The 18,730-nt window shown below is 59.1% G+C and carries 18 protein-coding genes; 6 read left to right on the plus strand and 12 right to left on the minus strand.

Translation table 11 applies throughout. The features are described from left to right. Positions 1-7: 7 nt before the first annotated feature. A complete protein-coding gene (locus tag ACTF58_RS07855; protein WP_438991415.1) occupies positions 8-1,297 on the minus strand; it encodes a glutamine synthetase family protein in 1,290 nt (429 codons plus the stop codon). A 41-nt stretch (positions 1,298-1,338) separates the two neighbouring features. Then, entirely contained in the window at positions 1,339-2,595 is a 1,257-nt protein-coding gene (locus ACTF58_RS07860; RefSeq protein ID WP_438991416.1) for a cytochrome P450, read from the minus strand. Between the two features lie 87 nt (positions 2,596-2,682). Between ACTF58_RS07860 and ACTF58_RS07865 the strand changes: the two genes are divergently transcribed. Further along, positions 2,683-3,369: a type 1 glutamine amidotransferase gene (locus ACTF58_RS07865; RefSeq protein ID WP_438991417.1), complete on the plus strand. Its 687-nt coding sequence runs from the start codon at positions 2,683-2,685 to the stop codon at positions 3,367-3,369. Here the strand turns inward: ACTF58_RS07865 and ACTF58_RS07870 are convergent. The 8 genes from ACTF58_RS07870 to hmgA all read right to left on the minus strand — a co-directional run bounded on the left by ACTF58_RS07870 (position 3,361) and on the right by hmgA (position 12,049). Beyond that, positions 3,361-4,011, minus strand: a complete 651-nt coding sequence (locus tag ACTF58_RS07870) for a GntR family transcriptional regulator (protein ID WP_438991450.1) — start codon at positions 4,009-4,011, stop codon at positions 3,361-3,363. The two genes, ACTF58_RS07865 and ACTF58_RS07870, sit on opposite strands and share 9 nt — an antisense overlap. Before the next feature lie 156 nt (positions 4,012-4,167). Next, complete coding sequence (locus ACTF58_RS07875; protein ID WP_438991418.1) at positions 4,168-4,941, minus strand: HpcH/HpaI aldolase family protein; 774 nt, start codon at positions 4,939-4,941, stop codon at positions 4,168-4,170. A 10-nt stretch (positions 4,942-4,951) separates the two neighbouring features. After that, on the minus strand, positions 4,952-6,361 hold the full coding sequence (locus ACTF58_RS07880) for a pyridoxal phosphate-dependent decarboxylase family protein (protein ID WP_438991419.1): 1,410 nt from the start codon (positions 6,359-6,361) through the stop codon (positions 4,952-4,954). Between the two features lie 112 nt (positions 6,362-6,473). Further along, positions 6,474-6,668 (minus strand): DUF2783 domain-containing protein, encoded by a 195-nt coding sequence (locus tag ACTF58_RS07885; protein ID WP_438991420.1) that lies wholly within the window; start codon positions 6,666-6,668, stop codon positions 6,474-6,476. A 4-nt stretch (positions 6,669-6,672) separates the two neighbouring features. Next, positions 6,673-8,298, minus strand: coding sequence for an FAD-dependent oxidoreductase (locus ACTF58_RS07890; RefSeq protein WP_438991421.1), 1,626 nt, complete (start codon positions 8,296-8,298; stop codon positions 6,673-6,675). 94 nt (positions 8,299-8,392) lie between these two features. Continuing rightward, entirely contained in the window at positions 8,393-9,343 is a 951-nt protein-coding gene (locus tag ACTF58_RS07895) for an MBL fold metallo-hydrolase (protein ID WP_438991422.1), read from the minus strand. A 12-nt stretch (positions 9,344-9,355) separates the two neighbouring features. Next, the gene (gene fahA, locus ACTF58_RS07900; protein WP_438991423.1) at positions 9,356-10,678 is read right to left on the minus strand and encodes a fumarylacetoacetase; all 1,323 of its coding nucleotides are present in this window, start codon (positions 10,676-10,678) and stop codon (positions 9,356-9,358) included. 9 nt (positions 10,679-10,687) lie between these two features. Continuing rightward, positions 10,688-12,049 carry a homogentisate 1,2-dioxygenase gene (gene hmgA, locus ACTF58_RS07905; protein ID WP_438991424.1) on the minus strand — a complete coding sequence of 454 codons (1,362 nt, stop codon included), beginning with the start codon at positions 12,047-12,049 and terminating at the stop codon, positions 10,688-10,690. 73 nt (positions 12,050-12,122) lie between these two features. On the opposite strand from hmgA, the gene ACTF58_RS07910 reads away from it, so the two are divergent. Together ACTF58_RS07910 and ACTF58_RS07915 are read left to right on the plus strand one after the other, a co-directional pair. Then, complete coding sequence (locus tag ACTF58_RS07910; protein ID WP_438991425.1) at positions 12,123-12,557, plus strand: MarR family winged helix-turn-helix transcriptional regulator; 435 nt, start codon at positions 12,123-12,125, stop codon at positions 12,555-12,557. Continuing rightward, positions 12,554-13,444, plus strand: coding sequence for a DMT family transporter (locus ACTF58_RS07915; protein ID WP_438991426.1), 891 nt, complete (start codon positions 12,554-12,556; stop codon positions 13,442-13,444). Before ACTF58_RS07910 ends, ACTF58_RS07915 begins: the two co-directional genes overlap by 4 nt. On the opposite strand, the gene ACTF58_RS07920 is transcribed toward ACTF58_RS07915, so the two are convergent. Both ACTF58_RS07920 and ACTF58_RS07925 read right to left on the minus strand, forming a co-directional pair. After that, on the minus strand, positions 13,410-14,516 hold the full coding sequence (locus ACTF58_RS07920) for a THUMP domain-containing class I SAM-dependent RNA methyltransferase (protein ID WP_438991427.1): 1,107 nt from the start codon (positions 14,514-14,516) through the stop codon (positions 13,410-13,412). The genes ACTF58_RS07915 and ACTF58_RS07920 overlap by 35 nt on opposite strands. Further along, the gene (locus ACTF58_RS07925; protein WP_438991428.1) at positions 14,517-15,326 is read right to left on the minus strand and encodes a division plane positioning ATPase MipZ; all 810 of its coding nucleotides are present in this window, start codon (positions 15,324-15,326) and stop codon (positions 14,517-14,519) included. A gap of 195 nt (positions 15,327-15,521) precedes the next feature. Between ACTF58_RS07925 and ACTF58_RS07930 the strand changes: the two genes are divergently transcribed. The 3 genes from ACTF58_RS07930 (at position 15,522) to ACTF58_RS07940 (ending at position 18,667) form a co-directional block, all read left to right on the plus strand. Next, on the plus strand, positions 15,522-16,535 hold the full coding sequence (locus ACTF58_RS07930) for a C4-dicarboxylate TRAP transporter substrate-binding protein (RefSeq protein ID WP_438991429.1): 1,014 nt from the start codon (positions 15,522-15,524) through the stop codon (positions 16,533-16,535). A 105-nt stretch (positions 16,536-16,640) separates the two neighbouring features. Then, positions 16,641-17,270, plus strand: a complete 630-nt coding sequence (locus ACTF58_RS07935) for a TRAP transporter small permease subunit (protein ID WP_438991430.1) — start codon at positions 16,641-16,643, stop codon at positions 17,268-17,270. After that, positions 17,270-18,667 (plus strand): TRAP transporter large permease, encoded by a 1,398-nt coding sequence (locus ACTF58_RS07940; RefSeq protein WP_438991431.1) that lies wholly within the window; start codon positions 17,270-17,272, stop codon positions 18,665-18,667. Before ACTF58_RS07935 ends, ACTF58_RS07940 begins: the two co-directional genes overlap by 1 nt. Positions 18,668-18,730: the final 63 nt, after the last annotated feature.

Raw genomic sequence — 18,730 nt, forward strand, 5'->3', positions numbered from 1 at the left:
TCGTCCTTTACACAAAATAAACATAAAAGTCGCGCAGGGCCTCGCCTTGCAGATCACGGGTTTTTTCGACTTCCTGTTCTTTCATAAAGATGTGGTTGTCACAGAGACCCTGGCCCACGGCGCGGGTGAGGGCTGTATCGGCCTGCAGATCGGCGATTGCGCCCGCAAGGCTGGTGGCGGTGCTCTCGGTGGCGTCGGTTGTTTCAAACCCGTCGCCCGTTTCCATGGCGGGCAGCTCATAGCCGTTGTCTACGCCTAAAAGCGCGGCTTGCAGCACGGCGGCTGTGGCGGTGTAGGGGTTTGAGGAGGCGTCGGCCATGCGGTGCTCCAGCCGCGCTTTGGCGCCGCCTTCCGAGCTGATCCGCGTTGTGACATTGCGGTGATCGCCGCCCCAGTTTTTCCAGAAGCCCGAGAGCGAGCCGGGCTGGAGGCGCTCATAGCTGTTGGCCGTCGGGGCGATCAGGCCGGCAAGGCCTTTGTGGTGATGCAAGAGGCCCGCAAGGCAGCCGCGCGCCAGATCATTCATATGCTCGGGGCCGCCCTTTGCGCCCGATGCGAGTGCATTTTTGCCGCTCTGGTCGGTGAACGAAAAATTGATGTGCATTCCCGAGCCGCCCGCCTCGGCCAGCGGCTTTGGCAGAAAGCTCAAGAGCACGCCATGTTCGAGCGCGATTTCGCGCGCCATAAGGCGGAAGAGCACAATATCATCGACCGCTTTGACAGCATCTGAGAAGGTCAGCACATATTCAAACTGCGGGCTGTCATATTCGCTGGTGATCACTTCCAGATCAAATCCGAGGCGGTCGGCCTCTTCCCAGATCGCATCATTAAAGCGCAGCGGATCAGAGAACGGGCCTGTGCCATAGACCACCCCGCCGGGGGTATCATAGGGCGCGATCTGGCCGGCGTCGTCAAGTTGCAGCGCGAAACATTCAAGCTCGATGCCTATTTTGGGCGTCAGGCCTTTGGCCTCCCATGCCGCAACCGCGCGTTTGAGCGCGCCACGGGGGCACATTTCAAGCGGGGCGCCGTCGGCATCATAAAGATCGCCCAGAACAATTTTGGTGCCCTCATCCCAGCTGTCGCGGATTTCTTCGGCGCGCCACATCAGCTCCATATCGGGCAGCCCTTCCATCATCATGGAGCCGGGAGCTGGCAGCAGGTCCTTGTCGTAATGCACGCCGAATGTGGAACGGCAAAAGCGGGTGCTGGCATCGGCGATTTTGCTATTGGGAAGGTATTTTCCCCGCATGATGCTGAGGTGGTCGCAGAATAATACGCGCAGGCGGTCTTTCATATGTGTCTCCCTGAGGGTCTTTGCCCTTTTTTCTGTTCTGTTTAGGCTCTTTTGATGCGCACAGGCAGGGACTTGATCCCGCCGACAAAGTTTGAGCGCAAAAACTGGTGCTCGCCGTCAGCTTCGATGGCCGAGAGGCGTTTGGCAAGCTTTTGAAACAAAACCCGCACTTCAAGCCGCGCCAGCCACATCCCGAGGCAGACGTGTGGCCCGCCTTGGCCAAAGCTGACGTGGCGGTTGTTTTCGCGCATCAGATTGACGCGCATCGGCGCGTCAAAGGCGCGCTCGTCGCGGTTGCCTGAGGACCACCAGAAGAGGACTTTGTCGCCCGCGCGGATTTTTTTGCCGTGGGCTTCGTAGTCTTGCATCGCCGTGCGGCGGAAGTAGAGCGCAGGCGTGGCCCAGCGGATGATTTCGTCGGGGGCGGTGCTCCAGATATCGCCGGTTTGCATCTGGGCGAGCAATTCGGGCTGATGGCACATGGCCTGCATTCCAGCGGCGATAGAGTAGCGCGTGGTGTCATTGCCGGCGGCGACGAGAAGGCAGAAGAAGTTGCGAAACTCTTCCTCGGAAATGGTGTTGCCGTCTTTGTCGGGCTGCAAGATCATATGCAGCACGCCCTCTGTGTCGCCGGCGGCCTCTTTTTCTTTCATGAGGTCTTTGGCATAGAGAAACAGCTCCGCCCCCGCAGGGGAGTTGAACGGCATCATGCGAAACGCGTCGGTTTCCATTTTGTCGAGCACATGGTCTGTAAACTCTGGGTCTGTGTTGGCGATCAGCGCATCGCCTTTTTCCACAAGCCAGGGCAGGTCTTTTTCGGGCAGCCCAAGGATACGGCCCAGCATCCGCATCGGCAGTTCGCGGGCGATTGTCTTGGTCGCGTCAAAGCTGTCGACGCTCAGCGCCTCTTCGAGGATCTCGTCGCAGAGAACGCCGATTTCGGCGTCAAACTTGGCAATCACGGGCTTTGAGAAGGCTTTGGCAACTTTGATGCGGGTTTGCATATGTTCGGGTGCGTCGGTTTCCTGAAAGGTGCGCCGCGCGAGATACTCTTCATAAGACTGGTCTTCCATGCGGATGCCGCGCGCCGAAGAAAAGACGCGTGTGTTGCGGTTCATTTCCATCATGTCGGCGTGTCGGGTGATCGACCAGTAGTTGTCTCCGTCGGCGTAGTCTGTCCAGCTCACAGGGTCTTCATCGCGCAGGCGCTTGAAGGTGTTGTGCGGCGCGCCTGCCTCAAAAGTGTCATGGCTTGAGAGGTCGGCATAGCCGTCATCTGTAGGGGTCCAGACTGTCATGGGGCCGCCTCTTGCTTAGTTTCACTTGTTAAGTATATTATAAGGGCATATAAATATGTAAAGAAGAATCTGAACTGGAGCGGCCAGATGCGCATTGCTGTCTTGATGACCAACACTGATGAGAGCGATTTCTCGGCGCGCTGGCCGAAGGATGGCGAGAAGTTTCCTGCGATGATCCGCAAGGTCCGCCCTGATTGGAGGTTTGAGGTCTATTCTGTGAAAGACGGGGTGTTTCCTGCGGATCTGGCGGGGCTTGACGGCGTGTTGATCACCGGCTCGCCCCATTCTGTGAACTCGGGCGCCGCTTGGGTGACGCGTTTGTTTGAACTCATTCACGAGATCTACGCCGCAGGGCTGCCAATGTTCGGGGCGTGTTTCGGGCATCAGGCGATTGCCAAGGCTCTGGGGGGCGACGTCGGGCCGAACCCTGCGGGTTGGGTCTTTGGTTTGGTGGAAAAGCGCTTTGCCGACGGGAGCGTTCTGCCGCTCTATGCCAGCCACTCGGAGCAGGTGACAGAGCTGCCCGAAGGGGCCGAGGTGGTCGCTGCGGGGCCTGATTGCAATGTAGCGGGGTTTGTGATCGGCGGGGAGATCATGACGACACAGTATCATCCTGAGATGGAGCCTGCCTTCATTGCGGCGCTGGTGGAGCATCTGGCCGAAGAGCTGCCCCAAGAGGTGACAGAGCGGGCGCGCGCCTCGCTGGTGAATGAAGCGGATATGATTGCAATGGCCGAGCGCATCGCACTGTTTTTAGAAAGAAAATCAGCTTAAAGCAGCCAAGAGATCAAGCGCGGTCACATGGTCAAAGCTGACGTGCTGCTCCATAGCGGCTTCGGCCTCCTTGGCGCGTCTCGCTGTGATGAGATCGGCGATTGCGCGGTGCTCTTTGGCCGAGGTCGCGATGACGCCTGTGTAGTGATAGCGCGCGCGATAATAGGCCATGAGCTTGCGGGCATTGGTCTTGATCATCTCAAGCAGATAAGGGTTTCCTGCGGCCTCGGCGACAACGCGATGAAAGTCCATATTGAGCTGGTAATAAGCGTCAGCTGCGGCGTCGCCATGGGTGCGCGCATGGGTCTCACAGGCCGCAACGGCCGCTTCCAAAGCCTCGGCATGGGCGCGCGAAAGCCGCCGTGCCGCCAGCCCTGCCGCTTGGCCCTCAAGCTTGGCATGGACTTCCAAAATGGCCAGAAACTGCTCAAGCGTCGGGCGAAAAACAATAGCGCCCTTGCGAGCCACGCGGGCCACAAGCCCTGTGGCTTCCAGCTGGATCAATGCCTCTCGCACGGGGGTGCGCGACACCTCATGGCGCGCCATGAGAGCGGCGTCTTCAATAAAGTCGCCGGGGCGCAAAGCCCCCGTCTCAATATCCCGCAAGACTGCGGCAATGATGGTGTCTGTTTGGCCTGCCATAAGCGCAATCTGATCGAAATTGGCCGAGAGGTCCAGCTTTTCAATATTCAAAGGTCCTTAAAATATACCCTTTCTTTTTGCCTCAAATATCCCGGGGGAGCGCGAGGGGGCTGGCCCCCTCGCTGGGTCGGATTTTTCCGAAGGAAAAATTCGACCTTAAAGGCGCGCGCGCCAGAGGCTTTCCAGATCTCTGATCGCCTTGGTAAAAACGCCCACATCAACCCCAACAGCCAGAAACTGCGCGCCCCAGTCGGCATAGTCTTGAGTGGCGGCCTCCGTGACGCCAAGGATGCCGGCGGCTTTGTCAGACGCGCCTATGCGGGCGAGCATATCCTTGATCGCGGCTTTCACGGCGGGCGCGGCAGAGTTGCCGGGAAAGCCCATGTCCGCGGCCAAGTCCGCAGGGCCGATAAAGACACCATCAACGCCCTCAACCGCCAGAATGGCATCAAGGTTTTCCATGCCGAGGCGGGTTTCGACCTGCACCAGCAAGCAGACTTCGTCATTGGCTGTGGCCACATAATCGGCAATCGCGCCAAAGCGGGAGGCGCGCGCGCCGGCAGCGCCTGCGCCGCGAATGCCGTGGGGCGGGTAGCGCATGGCCGCCACGAGGGCGGCGGCTTGCTCGGCGGTGTCGACCATCGGCACAAGCACGGTTTGCGCGCCGGCATCCAGCACCTGTTTCACCAGCCAGTCGTTGCCTGTCGGGATGCGCACCACGGCGTGGGAGTGTTTGTCTTCAAGCACTTGCAGTTGCGCTGTGATGGTTTGCAGATCATTGGGCGCGTGTTCGCCGTCGATCACGATCCAGTCAAAGCCTGCGGTTGCCACCATTTCGAGGGGGTAGGGGTGGGCAAAGCTGGCCCAGCAGCCGAGCTGTGTTTTGCCCGCTTTGAGCGCGGCTTTGAACGGGTTGTGGGGGGCTGGCATATCTTTCTCCTTAAAGGGTGGCCGCAAGCTCGGTGATGACATCATAAGCCATCATCACATCGGCGCGGGTGGCGTCAAACTGGCCGGCTTGGAAGCGGATCACAAGCGCGTCTTGGCTGCGGGTTTGGGTGATATAGATGCGGCCGTCGTCGTTGACCCGATCCACGAGGCTTTGGTTGAGGGCGTCAAGGTCCGTGGCTCCCGTGGGGGCGTAGCGGAAGGTAAAGAGCGAGAGCACAGGCTCTGTCACGATCTCGAAATCGGGCGTGGCGCGGAAGCGCTCGCAGAGCTCTTCGGACCACGTCACATGATTGCGCAGCATGGTGCGCAGGGCTTCAAGCCCATAGGTGCGAAAGAGAAACCAGAGCTTGAGCGCGCGAAAGCGCCGCCCAAGGGGGACGGACCATTCGGAGTAGTTGATGATCCCGTCTTTGCCGTGGGTTTTCAGATATTCAGGCTGGATCGCCAAGGTGCGGGTGAGGTCTTCGGGGGCGCGCACAAAATGGGCGGAGAGGTCAAATTGCGTGCCCATCCATTTGTGCGGGTTGAGCACAACACTGTCGGCCTTCTCGACCCCTGCCCAGAGCCTGCGGAACTCGGGCGCAAGCATGGCCGATCCAGCCCAAGCGGCATCAACATGGGTGTAAAGCCCGTGTGCGGCGGCGACATCGCAGGTGGCGGATATATCATCACAGGCGCCTGTGCCTGTGCCGCCTGTGCAGGCGATCACCCCTGCGGGGAGGAAACCTGCGGCGATATCGGCTTTGATTGCGGCGTCAAGTTTGGCCGCGTCCATGGCGCGCAGGGGGCCATGGGTGGGGATGCGCACGAGGTTTTCCTGACCGATCCCGGCGATCCAGATCGCGCGGTCCACCGAGCTGTGCACCTCCTCGGAGGCGTAAACACGCAGGCGCGGCTGGCCTGTGAGGCCCTTTTGGTTGCCGGCCCAGTCGAGGGCGCGCTCGCGCATGGTGAGCACGGCGGCGAGTGTTGCGCCGCTGGCGCTGTCTTGAATAACGCCGTGGAAGGCTTGCGGCAGACCGAGCGCGTCGCGCAGCCAGCCCATCATGCGGGTTTCCATTTCGGTGGCGGCGGGCGAGGTCTGCCAGAGCATACATTGCGGGGCCATCACGGTTGTGAAGAAATCTGCCAGCACGGCGGCGGGAGAGGCGTTGGAGGGGAAATAGGCAAAGAAGCGCGGGTGCTGCCAGTGGGTAATGCCGGGCATTACGATGCGCTCGAAGTCTTTGATGACCTCCTCCACAGGCTGGCCCTCTTCGGGAGCGGCAGTGGCAAGCTGGGCGGCGATCTCGCCTGGCTTTGTTTGAGCGCGCACGGGGCGCTCACGCAGGGAGCTGTGATACTCTGCGGCCCAATCGGCCACGTAGCGGCCCCATTTTGGAAAATCTGTCCAGCGCATTTGCGGCTCCCTCGTTTGTTAACAGGGTAACTGCATTTTCGGGGCTGACAAGCGGATTGTGCGGGCGAAGTGGCAAGAGGGCGATGCGCGATCTGCTCCGCCCTCTTCTGATTTATTTTATGCGCTTCGCGGCTATAATGGCTTCGGAGAGCACCTCACGCGTGCCAATGTGGTTGGCGAGAATAAGGATCAGGCGGGCGTTGTAGCTGTCGCTCTCGTCCTTGCTGAGGCCGTCATGGGCGCCGAGCAGCTCTTCATAGAAGTCATCGCCGCCTTTGATATTGGGGGTCAGGGTCAATGTGCTCATGGGATTATTCCTTGCCTGTTGCGCGGCGCAGGGCCGTGCGGAAGAGATTTTCGTCAAAGCGGTCGCGGCGCGCGGCGACGTGTTGATCGGGGCGGATGAGATAGACGCCTGATTTGGCCTCGCCAAGATAGCGCGCAGCGAGTGCGCCTGTGGGGTCGTCTTTGGCGGAGAGGGCGAGGCGGGTGACGGTGACGCCGCTCTCCTCAAAGCTCTCGGGGGCCTCGGCATCAAGCGTCAGCAGGGTGAATGTGCCGCCAAGTTTTGGCAACAAAAAGCCCTCGCCCAAGGGCGCATCAGGGCAGGGCGCGCCCGGGCGGGTGCGCTCGGGGGCTTGGGGCAGGCCATCGGCCGAGTTGAGCGGCGAGCCGTCATAGACGCAGGGCAGCGAGAGGCGGCCCGAATTGACCAGCGGGCGGGCAAACTCGCAGTGCTCGGACAGCTCCAGAACCGCGTTGCGGAAGATATGGCTGATCTCGCTCTTGGGCGTGATGAAGTCGGTGGCGCGGGTCGAGTTGAGGATATTCTCATCCGCCCCGTGGACGCGCTCCATGTTGTAGCTATCAAGCAGGCTCTCGGGGGCTTTGCCCGCGATCACAAGGCCGAGCTTCCAGCCGAGATTGTCGATATCCTGCATCCCCGAATTGGCCCCGCGCGCGCCGAAGGGCGAGACTTGGTGGGCGGCATCGCCGGCAAAAATCACCGGACCGTGGCGGAATTTTTCCATGCGTTTGCATTGGAAGGTGTAGATCGAGGACCAGACCATCTCGTATTCGACGCCTTCGCCAAGGAAGGCATCAAGGCGGCGGCGGATGTTTTCTTCTTTCATCTCTTCCTTGCGGTCGACATCCCAGCCGATCTGGAAATCGACGCGCCAGACATCATCGGGCTGTCTGTGAAGGAGCGTTGATGCGCCCGAGCCGTGGCTTGGCTCAAACCAGAACCAGCGCTCTGTCGGGAAGCTTTCGTTGATCATTTTGATGTCGGCAATGAGGAAGCTGTCTTGGAAGACTTTGCCTTTGAAGTCATGGCCGAGCATATTGCGCAGGGGAGAATTTGCCCCGTCACAGCCAATCAGCCAGTCGGCCTCCATGGTGTAGGGGCCATCGGGGGTCATCACCTCAAGCACCACATGGCCGTCTTTGACAGTCACGTTATCAATGCGGTTTTTGCCACGGATTTCAACCGGCGCACCGGCCTTTTGCATCTCAAACAGCCGCTCGATCATGAAGCTTTCAAAATAGGGCTGTTGGAGGTTGATGAAGGCGGGGAACTCGTGGCCCTCTTCTGGCAGAAGGTTGAATTCAAACACTTTGTCTTCTTTGTGAAAGACTTTCCCGAGGTTCCAGACCACGCCTTTGTCGACCATGGGCTTGCCTGCGCCGTAGCGGTCGGCGATCTCTAGGCTGCGTTTGGCAAAGCAGATTGCACGGCTGCCCATGCCGACGCCTTCGTGATCATCCAGCACAACAACGGGGATGCCTTGTGCGCCCAAATCAAGCGCTGTGGCGACGCCGACGGGGCCGCCGCCCATGACCACGACAGGGTGGCGCACGGGCGCCGCTTTGTCTTGGTCGGCGTGGCGCGCATAGGGGTAGAGGCGGTAGGCGAGTGTATAACGGTCATCAAACATATCAGTCTCCTCTTGTGACATGGGGCGCGTGTCTTGGTCTCTGTCTCTGGCAAGCCAGCCTCGCGCGGAGGCTGGCCCAAAGAGGCAGGGCGGATCAGCTTTGCAGCTGTTCCCACATCTCGATGTCGCGCTTGTCGGTCCAGATGCGCGGGTGGTCCATGCCGCGCGCTTCGTCATAGGCGCGGGCCACGTTAAAGGGCAGGCAGTGCTCATAAATCGCGTAGTCGGCGAACTTGGGGTCACATTCGGCGCGGCAGGCGTCCCATGCTTCTTTGAGCGAACCGCCACGTGCGGCCACGCGGGCCACGGGGCGATAGGTGCTTTCGACAAAGTCGCGGGTGTTTTCGATGGCGGCGTTGACCATGTCTTTGCCGATGAGCGCATCACCACGGCCCGGCGCGATAGCGTCGACATCAAACCATGCGATGTTGTCGAGCGTGTTGCCCCAATCGGCAAAGTGACCGTCGCCGCAGTAGCAGGCGGAGTGATATTCGACGATATCGCCTGTGAACATCACGTTCTGATCGGGCACATGAACGACAGCGTCGCCCGCAGTGTGGGCGCGCCCCAAGTGCATGATGTCAACGCGGCGCTTGCCGAGGTAGACGGTCATGCTTTCGGAAAAGGTTGTGGTCGGGTAGGTGAGGCCCGGGATGCTCTCGTGGCCTTCAAAGAGGCGCGGGAAGCGCTGGAACTCGCTGTCCCAATCTTCCTGACCGCGCTCAACGACCATGGAGCGGGCGGCGTCAGACATGATCACTTCGGGTGCGCCATAGGCGGAAGCGCCGAGCACGCGGACGGCGTGATAATGGGTCAACACAAGGTGGCTGATCGGTTTGTCTGTGACGGTGCGGACCTTTTCGATCACCTTTTGGGCCAAGCGCGGCGTGGCTTGGGCCTCAACGATCATGACGCTCTCATCGCCGATGATGACGCCAGAGTTGGGGTCGCCCTCGGCGGTGAAGGCCCAGAGGCCCTCGCCGACTTCGACGAAGGAGATTTCTTTTTCGGTCATGTCGCCTTGGGATGCGAATTTTTTAGACATTGGGTTTCCTATTCAGAGCGTTGTGCCTGTGGCGCTGTTGGAGCCTTCGGCGAGGATATTTTGAGCAAAAAGAAAGGGCTCGCGTTGGTATGGATCTGCGAGAGCGGGCAAAAGCTTGCCTGCGCAGGTGCCAAAGCCGATGGTGTAGCCGTCACCCTTGGCGGCGCCATGAAGGGTGAGCGTGTCGCCGTCTTCAAGGAAGGAGCGGGTTTCGCCTGTCTCCAGAGTGACCGGCTCTTTGCCGCCCCATGAGAGCTCCAAGAGCGCGCCGCGCTGGTGCTTCTCGGGGCCGGAGATTGTGCCTGAGCCCAAAAGATCACCGGGGTTCATCGGGCAGCCTGATGTGGTGTGGTGGGCGAGCTGCTGGGCAGAGGAGTAATACATCTCTTTGTAGTTTGTTGTGGCGATTGTGCTTGGCGCTTTGCCTTCAGGCGTCAGCGTCACTTGCAGGTCGATATCATAGAGCATCGGGCCGCAGTCTTTAAGGTGCGCGAGCAGCTCTTTTTCGCGCGGCGGTGTGTCTGTGCGGAACGGCTCAAGCGCGGCTTTTGTGACGATCCACGGGGAGATGCTTGTGGCTGTTGCCTTGGCCTGAAACGGGCCGAGGGGCTGGTATTCCCACGCTTGAATATCGCGCGCGGACCAGTCGTTGAGGAGCACGTAGCCAAAGATCATGGCGTCGGCCTCGGCCACTGTGACGGGGCCGTCAGAGGGCGTGCCGACAATGGCGCCCATTTCAAGCTCAAGATCAAAGCGCTGGGACGGCGCCCAGCGGGGGGCGTCGTCATTTGGCCCCTTCAGTTGGCCCCAAGGGCGGCGCACGTCTGTGCCGGAAACCACCACAGAGGAGGCGCGGCCATTGTAACCGGTGGGAATATGGAGCCAGTTCGGCGGCAGGGCATTCTCTGCGCCGCGAAACATTGTGCCGACATTGGTGGCGTGGTTTTTGGAGGCGTAGAAGTCTGTAAACTCGCTCACAAGGAAGGGCAGGTGCATCTCGGCGTCTGATTGCGCGACGAGCATTTCGGCAAGCTCGGCCTTCTCGGCTGCGCCTTCGGCGAGCAGCTCTGTGAGGCGGGCGCGCAGGGCGGCCCATAGGGCGGGGCCTTCTTCCATCACCTCGTTCCAGAAGGGCACATCAAAGAGTGGCGCATCTGTGAGAGCAATCAGGCCAGCCTCTTCGGCGGCGGCCACATCAAGGATCATATCGCCAATGGCGACGCCACAGCGCGGGTCGCTGTCGGCTGTGGAGAAGACGCCATAGGGCAGGTTGTTGAGCGGGAAGGGGGCGTCGGCGGTATTGGCCGAGGCAACCCATGAGGGGAGCAATGTCATTGGTATTCCTTATTTCTTGCCAGGGGTGCCATCGAATTTCTTTTCGATGTCAGTCCAGCAGTCGATGTAATCGTCTTGCAGCGGGGCCTCCTTGGCGGCGAAGCCTGTGAGGTGCTGCGGGAAGCGGGTTTCAAACATGAAGCTCATGGTGTTGTCGAGCTTTTCAGCCTTCAGCTCCGCATTGGAGGCGCCCTCAAAGGCGTTTTTGTCGGGGCCGTGGGGCAGCATCATATTGTGCAGGCTCATGCCGCCCGGAATGAAGCCTTTGGGCTTGGCGTCATACTGGCCGTAGATGTTGCCCATGAGCTCGGACATGATGTTTTTGTGATACCACGGCGGGCGGAAGGTATCTTCGGCCACCATCCAGCGCTCGCGGAACAGGACAAAGTCGATATTGGCTGTGCCTTCTTGGCCCGAGGGAGCTGTGAGCACTGTGAAGATGCTGGGGTCGGGGTGATCAAAGAGGATCGAGCCGACGGGGCAATATGTGCTGAGGTCATATTTTACGGGCGCGTAGTTGCCATGCCATGCGACGACATCAAGCGGGGAGTGGCCAATCCTGGTTTCGTGGAACTGGCCGCACCATTTGATTGTGACGGTTGAAGGCGCGTCGCGGTCTTCAAAGGCGGCGACGGGTGTTTTGAAGTCGCGCGGGTTGGCCATGCAGTTGGCACCAATGGGGCCACGGCCCGGAAGTTCGAACTTCTGGCCGTAGTTTTCGCACACGAAGCCGCGCGCGGGGCCTTCGAGCACTTCGACGCGGTAGAGGAGGCCGCGGGGGATGATGGCGATCTCTTGAGGGGCGAGGTCAATGATCCCCAGCTCGGTGGCAAATCTCAGGCGGCCTTCTTGGGGGACGATCAGCATCTCGGAATCAGCCGAGTAGAAATACGCATCGACCATGCTTTCGGTCACAAGGTAGATATGGCTCGCCATGCCGACCTGTGTATTGACATCGCCCGCAGTTGTCATGGTGCGCATCCCTGTGAGCCATGTGAGCGGCGCGCCTGCGTGGGGGACGGGATCCCAGCGGTATTGACCGAGGGACACAACATCAGGGTCCACATGGGGGGCAGATTTCCAATAAGGCAGATCTATTTTTGTGTAGCGGTGTGAGTGTTTCACGCTTGGGCGGATGCGGTAGCACCATGTGCGCTCGTTTTGATGGCTTGGCGCTGTGAAGGCTGTGCCAGAGAGCTGCTCGCCGTAGAGGCCGTAGTTGCACTTTTGGGGGGAGTTCATGCCTTGGGGCAGGGCATCGGGCAAGGCTTCGGTTTCGAAATCATTGCCAAAGCCGGGCATATAGCCTTTGTGCGGGCCGTCCAGAGAGGGGGCCTGTGTGAAGCTGTGAGGAACGTTTTTTTGGGTCATGGCGCGCATCCTGTCGAATTTGGTTGCGTCATTAACAGTTGATTTTGTAACTAACAACAGAGGGAGACGCGCTATGCCAAAAAAAGATGACTTTGATTTGCAAGATTTTCTGCCCTACCTGCTCAATCAGGCGGCAGAGGAAAGCAGCCTTGCGTTTCAGAACATATACAAAGACCGCTACGGAATGTTGCGGACCGAGTGGCGGGTCTTGTTTCACCTCGGGATATACGGGCGGCTGACAGCCAAGGAAATCGGCGAGCGCTCCAAGATGCACAAGACCAAGATCAGCCGCGCGGTGGCGCGGCTTGAGGTGCGGCGCTTTTTGACGCGCGAGCGCGACGAGGCCGACAGGCGGCTGGAGTATCTGGAGCTGACGGGGGCAGGGCGGGCGGCCTATCAGGAGCTGCGCGGCGTCGCGATTGACTATGACGCGGAGCTGGCGACGGCGTTTTCGCCCGAAGAGGTGGCTGTTTTGCGCAAGCTTTTGCACCATTTGGCTAAGCTATGAGTGACCAGCTTAAGGGGCTGCTCATCACCATGATGGGCGTTTTGTTTGTTGTGCCTGACAGTCTGTTTATCAGGCTGATTGAGGTGCCGCCGTTGGAAATCTCGTTTTGGCGGGGCCTGAGCACGGGGCTTTTGGTTTTGGTCTATGTGCTTCTGAGCACGGGGGCGCGCTCTGTGGGCGCGGCTTTGCGCGGGGGGCCTTATGCCTATGTCTATTTGGTGGCGATGAGCGTCACAGGGGTTTTGTTTACGCTTGCGGTGAGTCACACCAGCGTGGCCAATGTGGTGTTTATCATTGCCTCGATGCCTGTCTTTGCGGCGCTGCTGAGCTTTGTTTGGCTCGGAGAGCGGATGAGCCGCCGGATGATGCTGACGATGATTGCGGTGTTTATCGGCCTTGGGGTGATCACCTATGGCTCGGGCGAAACCCACGGTGCGAGCCTTAAGGGCGATCTTCTGGCTGTGGGGGTGTCTTTTGTCTTTGCCATTGCGCTGACGGCGGCGCGGCGGGTGCGCTCTGTCTCGATGGTGCCGATGTTGCCTGTGGCCTATCTGGTGTCGGCGCTGTGCCTCTGGCCGTTTGTGCAGCCGCTTCAGCTTGGGGCAGGGCAGATTTATCTTATCGGGCTGCACGGGGTGTTTATTGCGATCAGCTCGATCGGGCTGGCGCTGGGGCCGAGGTATATCCCGTCGGCGGAAGTGGCGCTTTTGATTTTGCTTGAGTCGGTGCTGGCGCCTTTGCTCGTCTGGTTTGCGCTGGGCGAAGACCCCGGAGGTTATGCGCTTGTTGGCGGGGCGATTGTGATCGGGGCTTTGGCGCTGTCCAACGTCAGTGTGCTCCTGCGCAAACGCCCTAAAGCGGCCCCGATTGGTAGAGGCGCACCTTAAGGCCGCCGTGGGGCACATAGGGGCCTGCTGTCAGCTTGAGGCCTGTCGCTTTGGCGAGGGAGGCCTCTGTTGTGATGATCGCGACGCGCCAGCCGCGGAACTCGGCCTTGAGCGTGGCTCCGAGCGCGGCATGAAGCGCGAAGAGGGGCTTTTTGTTGCCGATGCGCGCGCCGTAGGGCGGGTTGATGATCACAAGGCCTGCTGGGCCGTCGGGGCGCTTGAGATCGGAGATGGAGGTGCAGGCGAAGCTGGTGAGGGCGCAGACGCCTGCGGCGTCGGCGTTGCGCGTGCTCATGGCAATGGCGCCTTGGTCGCGATCGGAGCCGTAAAAGCGCTGATCGGTGCTGCGCGGGGTTACGCTGCTGCGCAGGCTCTCCCAAGCGGCGGGATCAAAGCTTGCGAGATTTTCAAAGGCGAAGCTGCGCGCGCGCCCCGGTGCGAGGCCCATGGCGATTTCGGCGGCCTCGATGGGGAAGGTGCCAGAGCCACACATGGGGTCAAGCACAGGCTCGCTTCCCGTATAGCCCGCCTCGCGCAGAAAGAGGGCTGCGAGCGTTTCGCGCATGGGGGCTTTGTTGACGGCCTCTTTGAAGCCGCGTTTGTGCAGGCTTTCGCCTGAGCTGTCGAGACTGAAGGTGACGAGGTTGTCCTCAATGCGTGCCTTGAGCGTGAGCGCGGCCTCGGCAGAGACGGGCGCGCCAAGGCTTTCCTTGATTGCGGTCTCGATGCGCTGGGCGGCGGCGCCTGCATGATAAATTTTGGAGCGCTTGTTGGTGCTGACTTCGACGCGGACAGGCACATCAGGGCGCAAAAAGTCGGCCCATGGAAACTTGCGTGCGCGCTTGTCAAGCTGGGCGAGGTGAAAGGCGCGAAATGCGCCGATGCGCACCAGCACACGGACCGCGCCGCGCAGCATCAGATTGGCGCGCCAGACCTCGGGCCAGCCGCCCTTGATCTCAACGCCGCCCGCAATCGCGGTGGCGGGGGCAAAGCCGTGCTCTAGCGCCTCAGCGGCCAAAGCCTTCTCGAGCCCGGGCGGGCAGATCAGGAAAATATCAAAAATATCTGACACTTAAAAGTCGACGCTGACGTTGGGAAGTTTGAGGGACTTCATCATTTCACGCAGTTCCTGACGGGCGGCTATATTGGAGATATTGAGCTTTTGCACGCCCACGTCTTTCAAGTCGAGCAGGGTCAGGCCGCGCGGGAAGAGCTCGCGAAAAATCACCCGCTCGTTAAAACCGGGGGCCACACGAAAGCCGATGCGCGCGGCGAGATTGCTGACGGCGCGCTCCATTTTCTCTTTGTTGACCATGCGCTGTGCGCCAAGGCGGTTGCGCATCACCACCCAGTCGATCGGCTTGAGGCCCGCTTGGGCGCGCAGTTGACGGGCGGCCCAGACCATCTCGGAGTAGACCGAGGGGCCTTTGATTTTTTCGCCCTCAGAATCGATATGGGCGAGCAGGTCAAAGTCGATGAAGCTGTCGTTGAGCGGGGTGACAAGCGTATCGGCAAGCGAATGCGCCACCTGACTGAGGCGGGTGTGAGAGCCCGGGCAATCAATCAGGATAAAGTCATTGTCAGGCTCAAGGCTGGCAACGGCGGCGGAGAGGCGGTGATCATAGATGTTTTCGCCGGGTTTGAGGGTGTCTTTGTCGATCTCGGGCAGCTCGTGATACTCGGGCGTGGGCAGATCAAGGCCCGCTTTGGTGCAAAACTCGATACGGTTCTCAAGGTAGCGACCAATGGTTTTTTGGCGCAAATCCAGATCAAGCACAGAGGTTTTATGGCCCAGACGCGAAAGCGCTGTGGCGATGTGCATGGACACCGTTGATTTGCCTGCGCCGCCTTTTTCATTGCCGACAACGATAATGTGAGCCATGGCTCTTGTCCCTTATTTTGCGAACGCGACCGCGCTTACTCGTCTCTTTTCTCGGTTATATGCGGCCCAGTTGAAAAGGGGAAGCGTAAGAAATTCGCCGCGTCACAGGATCAACAGGCTTGGCTTAGGGCCGTCTTGCCGTTAACTTTCGCGCAGACGGCCTGCGAACAGGGCTGCAAAATGGGAGAAGACCTTATGAACACAGTTGCAAAACTGGCAGCGGCTGCCGTTGCTTTGAGCTTTGCCACCGAGGCTGCGGCCACCGAGTGGAACGTATCTGTCTGGGGCAAGCGTCGCGCCTTTACCGAGCACGTCGAAAAACTGGCCGAGCTTGTCAGCGCAAAGACGGGTGGCGAGTTTACTATGAACGTCAGCTATGGCGGCCTGTCAAAAAACCGCGAAAACCTTGATGGTATTTCGATTGGTGCGTTTGAAATGGCGCAATTCTGTGCGGGCTATCACCGCGACAAAAACCGCGTTGTGACAGTTCTTGAGCTGCCGTTCCTTGGCGTGGAAAATCTTGAGCAAGAGCTTGCTGTGTCAAACGCAGTTTATGCACACCCTGCTGCCACAGAAGAAATGGCGCAGTGGAATGCCAAGCTTCTTATGACATCCCCAATGCCGCAGTATAACCTTGTTGGCACAGGCGAGCCTCGCGCGACGCTGGGTGATTTTGCAGGGATGCGCGTGCGCGCGACGGGCGGTATCGGCCAAGCTTTTGAAGCGGTTGGCGCTGTTCCGACATCGGTGACCTCCTCGGAAGCCTACCAGGCGATGGAATCTGGCGTTGTGGACACAGTTGCCTTTGCCCAGCACGCTCACCTGAGCTTTGGCACAATCAACGAAGCCGACTGGTGGACCTCAAACCTCAACCCAGGCACTGTGAACTGCCCTGTTGTTGTGAACATCGACGCTTATGAAAGCCTCTCAGATGAGCACCGCGCGGCGCTTGACAGCTCGGTTCCCGAGGCGCTTGAGTTCTACCTCAGCAACTACGGCGAGCTTCTGAAGCGTTGGGACGCTGTTCTGGAAGAAAAAGGCGTGGAAAAAGTCGTGATCGCGCCTGACGTGATTGCTGAATTCCGCACCAAAGCGGCAGATCCGATCCGCGATGCGTGGATTGCGGATATGGAAGCTCAAGGCATTCCAGGCCAAGAGCTTTATGACCTTGTTGTCAAAACACTTGCTGATGCGCAAAGCGGAAGCTGATCGGCGGGCAGGGGCACTGCGCCCTTGACCAAAAACGGAAGGCTGCGCGACATCGCGCGGCCTTTTTGCGCATATTCTATGTGATAACAATCGGGGGAGAGTGAAATGGCAGGGTCAGCTGCTGTGCTGGAGGATTCCAGCTTACTAAGCAAATTGGACCGTATGTTGCTGCCTTTGGAGCGCTTTTGCGCTCTATTGAGCGGCCTCGCGATTTTTTCGTTGATGTTTTTGGCGGCCTATTCTGTGACGGCGCGCAAGTTTTTTGGCAGCCCTTTGTTGGGCTATGTCGATTATATCGAAGCGGCGATGCCTGTGATTGCAATCATGGGTGTTTCTTATGTGGCGCGAGACGGGACGCATATCCGCATGGATATGCTGGTCAATGCGCTCAAGGGGCGACTGCTTTGGTTTTTTGAACTGATCTCAGTTTTATTAATGCTTTTGCTGATTGTGGGTCTCACCTATGGCGCCTGGGAGCATTTTGACCGCTCGTTTGACTGTTCGCGGCCTTGGTGTTCGCGTGACAGCTCGATTGATATCAGCCTGCCGATCTGGCCGAGCAAGCTTGTTGTGCCGTTTGCCTTTGGCGTTTTGATGTTGCGTTTGGTGCTTCAGGCTTGGGGCTATGGCCGCGCGCTTGTCTTGGGGCTGGAAAGCCCTGTGGCTGTGCCTTTGTCATTGACGATAGAGGAACAGGCGATGGCTGAGGCCAAACTTCTGGAGGGAGCTGACTGATGGAGCCGATTGAAATTGGTCTTTATACATCCGCGGGGATGCTTGTGTTGGTTTTGCTCGGGATGCGCGTCGCATTTGCGGCGGGGCTTGCGGGCTATGTTGGCCTGATCTGGCTGCGCTGGAACGGATTTGACTATGATCCCGAACGGTTTTGGAAAGCGGTGGAAATCAGCACCAAGATTGCAGGGCTGACGCCGCATTCGAAAGTCTCTGCACAGGTGTTATCACTGATCCCTGTCTTCATCATGATCGGCTATCTCGCCTATCATGCCAAGCTGACGACCGCGCTTTTTGAGGCCTGTAAACGCTGGATCGCTTGGGTTCCGGGGGGGCTTGCTGTTTCGACAGTCTTTGCGACGGCGGGCTTTGCGGCTGTGTCGGGCGCCTCTGTGGCCACGGCGGCTGTCTTTGCGCGGATCGCGATCCCTGAGATGCTCAAGATCGGATATAACAAGCAGTTTGCTGCCGGTGTTGTGGCGGCGGGGGGGACTTTGGCCTCGCTTATCCCGCCTTCGGCGATTTTGGTGATCTATGCCATTATCGTGGAGCAAGACGTGGGGATGCTCTTGCTCGCAGGGTTTATTCCGGGTGTTTTTTCAGCGGTTGTTTATGCGCTGATTATCATTGGGATTGCAGTGGTCTTCAAAAACGTTGGCCCGCCTGTCACGGGCTTTACGTGGAAGGAGCGCTTTGAGAGCCTGCCACCTGCCTTGCCGATTGTGGCTGTGGTCGTGATCATTATTTTCTTTGTTTACAACCCGTTTGGCGACGCTTGGGGCACACCCACCGAGGGCGGCGCTGTTGGGGCGTTTATCGTCTTTCTGATGGCGCTTTATCGCGGAATGCGTTGGCCGAAGTTGAAGGAAGCGCTGCTTGAAACCGCCAAGCTGACGGTGATGATTTTTACAATCATTTGGGGCGTTTTGATCTATGTGCGCTTCCTTGGGTTTGCGGAACTTCCTGATGCGTTTTCGAGCTGGATCACATCGCTTGAGCTGTCGCCCATGGTTATTCTGATCTGTATCCTGCTGGCCTATGCTGTGCTTGGGATGTTTATGGATGCGATCGGGATGCTGTTGCTCACGCTGCCTGTGGTCTATCCAGCGGTTATGGCCCTGAACGGGGGCGAAAACGTGGCCGCGATCGACAGTGCTTTCGGGATGTCGGGGCCGATGTGTGCGATATGGTTTGGCATACTTGTTGTCAAAATGGCGGAGTTCTGTCTGATCACCCCGCCGATTGGCCTCAACTGCTTTGTCGTCGCGGGCGTGCGCGATGATTTGACGGTGCAGGATGTTTTCAAAGGCGTGACACCGTTTTTCATTGCAGATGCGTTCACGATTGCGGGGCTTGTTGCCTTCCCGGGCATTGTGCTTTGGTTGCCCTCGCTGGCGTGATCGCCGCCTTAATATGTGTGGACATATTATTTTTAAGTCGGTAACTCTTCCCCAAACCTAAGG

Origin of the sequence: Lentibacter sp. (genome assembly GCF_965657785.1) — a bacterium.
Classification (GTDB): domain Bacteria; phylum Pseudomonadota; class Alphaproteobacteria; order Rhodobacterales; family Rhodobacteraceae; genus Lentibacter.